General features: G+C 53.0%; 2 protein-coding genes. Both read left to right on the top strand.

Annotation, left to right across the window (positions count from 1 at the left end):
- The coding region (locus JW937_09885) for a fibronectin type III domain-containing protein (protein ID MBN1587718.1) at nucleotides 1-3,307 on the top strand (3,307 nt) is incomplete at its 5' end.
- Nucleotides 3,308-3,757: 450 nt separating this feature from the next.
- Nucleotides 3,758-6,895, top strand: a complete 3,138-nt coding sequence (locus JW937_09880) for a tetratricopeptide repeat protein (GenBank protein ID MBN1587717.1) — start codon at nucleotides 3,758-3,760, stop codon at nucleotides 6,893-6,895.
- Nucleotides 6,896-6,898: the final 3 nt, after the last annotated feature.

The raw sequence follows: 6,898 nt of genomic DNA, 5'->3' as shown, positions 1-6,898 counted from the left end.
GTGGCCGGCAAACTGGACGGGTCTATATGATGTGGTGTTGTCGCTGGCTGCCGGGGACATGATGAACGGTTTGCAGGAGATCGAAGTTTATGACAACTACAACAACTGGCTGAATGACGTTCAGGTGATCATGGAAGGCGGCACTGTGGTGGGCTTCAACCTCAACGTGAGCCAGTCGGGGAGTGGACACGTGGATCTATACTGGGATTCTGTGGCCGGTGCGGATCATTATGTGGTCTACTACGGGACCAGTACCGCCTATTCCGGAACAGAAGCGGCTGAAGGAAGCTCCGGATTCAGCGTGGGCAATCTGCTCAGCTACGATCTGACCAGCCTGCCCAACTACACTCCGCTTTACTTCATGGTGGAGGCCCAGAACGCGAGCTACACGGTGATCGGGGAATCTACGGAAGAGGTCTTTACCATTGATCCGGGTCCGCTTCCGGCGCCCACGGGATTTCAAGTGGTGGATCCGTCTATTTTCCAAACCTTAAGACTGAACTGGAATACTGTGCCGGATGCTTCGGGATATATGATCTACTTTGGTAATCAGTCCGGCAATTACAATCACACGGACTCACCCGTTGATATCACAAACGGGGCGATGAACTTTGAAGACATTAACAATCTCTCTGAAGGCGTTACGTACTACTTCATGATTCGCGCCTATGATGCTTTGGGAGACGAGGGAAACAACTCCGAAGAGAAATCCGGTACCGCAGGTGGGGGTGCGGGGGGGACGGTGCTTGACATTGTTGAGAGCATGATTTCGGTGCCTGTTATTGAACCCGGAAGCAGCGATCACTTTACGGTGACGATTCGCAACGGTGGCACGGGGACCATGGATTATGTGAAGCGCGAGAGTCTGTGGATGGAGAATATCCAGAACGTTGTCGAGGATCTTTTTGACAGCAACTTCAGCTTTAGTCCCTCGTGGTCTTTGGGCGAGACCAAGGTGCTCAGCGCAGGGCAGCAGATGAGTTTCACGGTCACGGTCAATGTGCCGGGCAGCCAGGGTGCCGGTGAATACGAAGGCATGCTCAGGGTGTGGAATGACGGGGACTTGGACGGCTTCCGGGATCCTGAGGAAGCTCAGGCCGATGTGTTTATTGAAGTGCCGGTCTTGGCGCAAAGCGGGACCATTACCACGAGTCCGGCTGCGCCGCAATTGGGATCGAACCTGACTGTTTACTTTACGGCAGACTCTGCCCTGGCTCATGCGCCCTGGGCTGAGATCGAGTATACGGATATGAGTGCGACTTATCTTGAATTGAGTTCCGGGAGCGGAACAAGCTGGAATAGCTCCTTTGTCCCGAACAAGGCCGTTGATGTCATTTTTGTCTTCGTTGATGATCCCCGGGTGGTCACGGGACAGGTGCCGCTGGCTGTGAAGGACTTTATGGATGACTTGGCCCCGACCTTCTCCGGCTTGAAGTCTGCGAAGTCCGGGGCTTCGGGCGGTCAGGTTCTCTTGTCTTGGAATCCGGCTGTGGATGAAGATACTTCGGTCGAGTACAACATTTACTACTCCACCAATCCCGCGGATATTCCGGGCAGCGCCAGTGTCATTACGACGAGTGCCGGTGCCGGTTACCTCGTAAGCGGATTGACCGGGGGACAGCGTTATTACTTCCAGGTCCGGGCTGAGGACGATCATGGCAATGAATCCCCGAGCAGTTCCATCTTGGATGCAGTGGCTACAATGGGCATTGGGGCCGTAGATCATTTTGGTGTGTATCCTACGAGCACCACTGTGCCGGTTGGCGAGGGGCCGAGTGCGAGTGTGTTGGTCTTGGTGGAGGCGCAGGACATTGGAAATGCAAGGGTCAGTAGTTTCGATGCGTCGGTGGTCTTGGAAGTCAGTGAGAATGGCGGATTGGATTCGGATAGCACTATTTTGTCTTTGGATGACCGCGTTTCCGGCCGTCAGTATAACTTGGAGATAGCCAATGGTGCGGGCTACTTTACGATTTCCGACAAAGAGCCGGAGGAAGTGGATCTCAGTGTGGTGGGCTATGGAGTTACAGCCACGATCACCTTTGTCCCGGCTGCAGATGCCGGAGGACAAGCCCTGGATCGTTTTGGGGTCGCGGCAGATGCAGGAGGGGATCTAACAGGATTGCCGGTTGTGATCAGTGCCCTGGATTCATTTGGCCGGGTTATCACAGACTACACCGGTACCATCAATCTGAATGATTCGGGTCCTGCTGCTGTGCTTTGGAATCCGGTGGACGCGAATGGGGCCTTGGGTGGAGGCCAGTATAACTTTGTTCTTGCAGACGACGGAGAGGTGATTCTGGAGATGGACCCGGTGACGGCAGGGGACTACACCCTTGATGTGGACAATGGGTCCCAGACTTCGAATACGGTGAATATCCGGATCGCCGACGTCGAAGAGTATATTCTGGAATCCCGCAGCCAGAGCGGTACGCTCATTGAAACCACAGGTGGGCGGGTACACATCTATGCTTATGCAGGGGACGGCTCGGGGCATCGACTCTCCGGATACAACGGTTCCGCGAATGGGATCATTCTCAATGATCCAAACAGCCCGAGCGTGCGCATTGTTCCGAGTACAATTTCCTTCATCGATGGCTTTGCAGAGTTTGATGTTGAGAACTCCGAATACGAGACTGCGCGTATTAAGCTTCAGGATGGTACGGTCATGAGTTCGGAATATGACGTTATGTTCCAGGCCTTGGATCAGGAACCGCCGCGAGTTTTGCGTGCGGAAGCTGAGACCCCGTACGAAGTGCGTGTGTTCTTTGACGAGGATATGGACCTTGATTCGATTATGGACTATGCCAACTGGAATGTCGCCGGAGCGACTATCCATACGGTGTGTTACTATGCGGACCAAATGACCTTCCACTTGAACGATGCTCTCTCACCGGGGGCCCAAGTGGAGATTGAGGGCGACAGCCCGGATGGAGTTAAGGATCTCGCAAACAACTACCTGGGGGATAAGGTCGTGGCGATCGACAATATCCCAGAAACGGATTACTTCGGCGGTGCGGTGGGCACGGATGATTGGCTTGAGCTGCAAATTCACAGTGAGGGCGGAGGAACCTACAGAGTCATCGTTTACCAAAAGAATGCTTGCGGGTACTTGTCCGGATCCAACCAAGTCAATGCCAAGCATGCCATGGGAAATGCCAATGTTACGCTGACAGGCGCAGGGACGGCCCCGGCTACGGTGGACCTGAGTACAGGCCAGGCCGAGTTTACGATTTCAGGCGGATCTCCCGGAGATAATCTTAGTGTGAGCGATGGTACGGTGAGTTCCAATGTCCTTCCGTTGCCGTAAGGATTAGACAGCAAGAGGCACAACAGAGACCGAAGACGCAGATTGAGGCCGCGGGCACCGGCGCAACTTTCGTCTTCGGTCTTCTTTTGTCCGGGCCGGGGGTGGGATTTGTCAGTTGTTCCCCCTTTCAACTTGCTCCCCAGTCGTCGTCACGAGCCGGCTGTCAAGGAGGCGTGGTGATCTTTGTTCCTCAAAGATGACCGCGCTTCGCTCGCCATGACGCATCCGCTTCACCCCCAACCAGATCCATATCGCCCTCACCTAAAGGCTTGGGGTGGCAGCTTTCTAAACCGTATTTCGAGAACAGGGGGAATGCTCCAGAGCGTGTGAATGCGGAGGAGCGTTCCCCCTGTTCCTGCTGAGCTGGCTGAGAACAGCTGTCACTTTCTTTAGTATCTTATTTTAAGTCGTTGTGTTGTGACGTAATTTGTGTTATAAGAATGCGTTACCATGGATTCCGACCAGCCCTCGGCTTTGAAAAGCAGTCCAGGACTTCTACCGCTACTATTAGGGCTTGTGGTGGCAGGGGTGCTTTGCGCCCTGACCCCGCAGGTTTGTGCTCAGGAGGCCGCAGCCGGTGCCTCTGGGCAGTCCTCACCATCCTCTGTTTCCTCCCCGGCTTCTGCTCAGCCTGCAGAACCTGTTAGTCCCAGCCCTGAGGAGCTAAAAAAAGAAGTGGCTGAGCTCTTTTCCGAAGCCAAAAAGCTCTACAAAAAGAAAGAGTATCGCCAGGCCCAGCTTCAATTGCGCAAGGTCCTGGAACTCGATCCCGTGCATACGGAGGCCATGGATTATCTGAACCGGGTGCGCAAGATTTTACTCAAAGATGCGGGTGTGGATTTCAAAAAGAAGGTCGTTGAGCTGAATGCCAAGATTACAGCCATTGATTTGGAAAAGAATCGTTTCACGGTGGATACGGGTGAGGCAGACGAGGTCAAGGTGGGGACCGTGATGTCCTATTATCAGCGCGACCGGCGTCTGGCGGACTTCGAAGTCATCGCCGTGGAGCCGGGCTCTTCCACTCTCACCATGCTTGCAAGCCACCAGCGTCTTCTCAAAGTGGGGGGAGAACTCAAGGTGGATGTGGCCCAGGGAGTTTTTCAGAAAGGCCTGATGGCCCTGGCCGAAGGGGATACGGATTCGGCAGCCGCTGCATTTGGGGATACCATTCTCAACCAGCCGGGTCATGCGCCCTCTTATGTAAACTTGGCCCTTCTGCGGGCAAGAAACAATGACTATTCCGCAGCGGTCACTCTTTTGGAAGAGGCCATCAAGTTCAACCCTCACAATATGGAAGCGCGTAAGCGTTTGATCGAAGCCTTGGTGGTGGAGGGCGAGCTGGAGGAGGCCTTGAACGTAGCCCAGGGCTTGGTCCAGAAGGCGATCAAGGATCCCGATGCCCACTATCGGGCAGGGCTTTTGGCCGTTTCGGTGGGGGACTTCACCCAGGCAGAGAACGAACTTACCTTTGTGCGCAATGTGGATTCCAAAAATGAAACTGCTGTGGCTGTGCTGGCTTTTGTCTACTTGATGCAAGAGGAATATTCTCGTGCCCAACAAAAGCTGGAGCAAGCCCAGGAGATTGCCTCCGAAGGGTCGATATCACGCCCCTTTGTCCATGCCCTGTACAGTTATTTGTTTGAACAGCAGGGGAACCAGGCAAAGGCCGGTGAGCAAATGAGAACGGCTAAAGAACTGAACCCGGAGCTTGCTGCGGCTGCCGACTTGAGTTTGGAGAGTGCGGGCGCACTGTTGGTGGAAACGGCCTTTTCAAACTTGGTGGAAGGCGGTTTGCTTGCTCAGCAGCCGAGCCCCTATGAGCAGAGCGCGGTGAGCAAGAAGGTGGCGGAGGAGGTTTTGCGGTCCCGCAGCAATCAGCTGGCTCTGGCCCAGCAGGCGGGCAGAAGTACCAAGAAGCGGTTGCCCTTGGGTCTGAGCGGGAAGATAACGAACACCTTTGAGCACTATAACCGGGATCCAATGACTGCGTATCCCATGTCTGGAACACACCTTACGACTGATTTGGAGACGGAGTTCGAACTGATGGGCGCAGATGTCAATTTTGATATCAAGGCCTTTCACAATAAGTGGGACAGTACGGTCCTGGATTTTGTGAAGATCAATATCAAAGACAAGTCTAAAAAGAACGAAGTCGACATAGGCGAGTTTTCGTCCTCTCATTTTGGGGATCTTATCAAGCATGGTGAAGTTAGAGACGGTATCCGGTTTTGGCATCAGGCGGAACGCGCAGAAAAGAAACCTCTGGTGGCCAGAATCAATCCCGGGTATCTGGATTTCAGCACTGCGGATTCCCGCCCGGTCAATATCGGGCAAATATACCAGGAAGAATTTGTGGACAAGCGCTTATTTAAGACTACGGAAACGACCGTTGTTGTTGGCCGGACTCAGCGTCCCAAGAGCTTGAATGACAAGAAGGAAGAGAATTTTGAAACGCGTGAGACCAGCGGTCAGTTTGAGCGGAATCTGACGGCAGTTCGCGTTGAGACCAATCCCTATTGGGATGCGCAAATCGGCGCAGGCTTCATCCATATCAAAGACGATAAGAATTCCGCGGACACTTCTGCCACCACGACCCCTATCGAAAACTATGCTTGGGGAATTGACGGGGAAATTTCTGCCTTGGATGAGAGGCTTAAACTTTCCGGAGATTGGGGCTATACCTGGTATGATCCGGACAGTGACAACGATTCCGATGATGAGCAGGAAGATTACGGCTCTCTGGTGGAAGTGGAATTCGATCCTTGGAGTGAACTGGGCGCGGATTATACTTGGAAGCGCATCGGCAAGGCATACAAGCTGGACGGGGCTTCACAGACTGCCGACAGAGCCACTCATACAGTGGATCTAAAATACACTCCGTCTGGGGCAGAGGCTTGGGACCTCAGCAGCGCGGACTTCAAATTTGAATTTTCCCATGATGACCTGGACCGAGATCAAAACAAGACCAAGAAATACCGTACTGTTCAACCCAAGGTTAGTTTTAAGCTTCCTGACGATGCAAAACTCTCTTTTGATCTCAAGCTGTATGAAGAGCATTGGAGTTGTCTGTGCACGTTCTACAGGACCAAGACTCTGAAGACGGATTTCGATTGGACCTTTGACCCGTGGAAAATGACGTTCAAGCCGACTTACACGCATGAACGCAAGAATGATTTGACCGGAAGCCCGTCCGATGAGCATAAGAAGGATGCGGGTCTTAGCATTGATTGGGATTTTTGGGAAGATTACCACAATCTCCAGTGGACCTTTGGGTGGGACAAAGAGATCAAGACTTTTAGCGGTTCATCAAGCCGCGGTTATGTAGAGGATCAATGGTCCATTGCCGCCAGCTTTGAAATTGTGGAAGACAAATGGGATGTTGACGCAAAGTTTTCCTTCAAGGATCGCCGCAACACGGATACGGACAACAACCAGCTTGAGACTTTTAAGCTCACGACCACCTATGAGTTGGTCGACGGCAAGATCGTAGGGGAGTATGAGCACAAAGACAACCCCTATGATCCGGATACGTCCACGAGTGCCTATAACCAGGATTATTTTAAACTGCAGTATGTGAGAGATTTCTAACAT

Source organism: Candidatus Omnitrophota bacterium, from assembly GCA_016929445.1.
Lineage (GTDB): Bacteria > Omnitrophota > Gorgyraeia > JAFGIU01 > JAFGIU01 > JAFGIU01.
The sequence above is the reverse complement of the archived record's forward strand: the minus strand, read 5'-3'. Positions and strand labels throughout refer to the sequence as shown.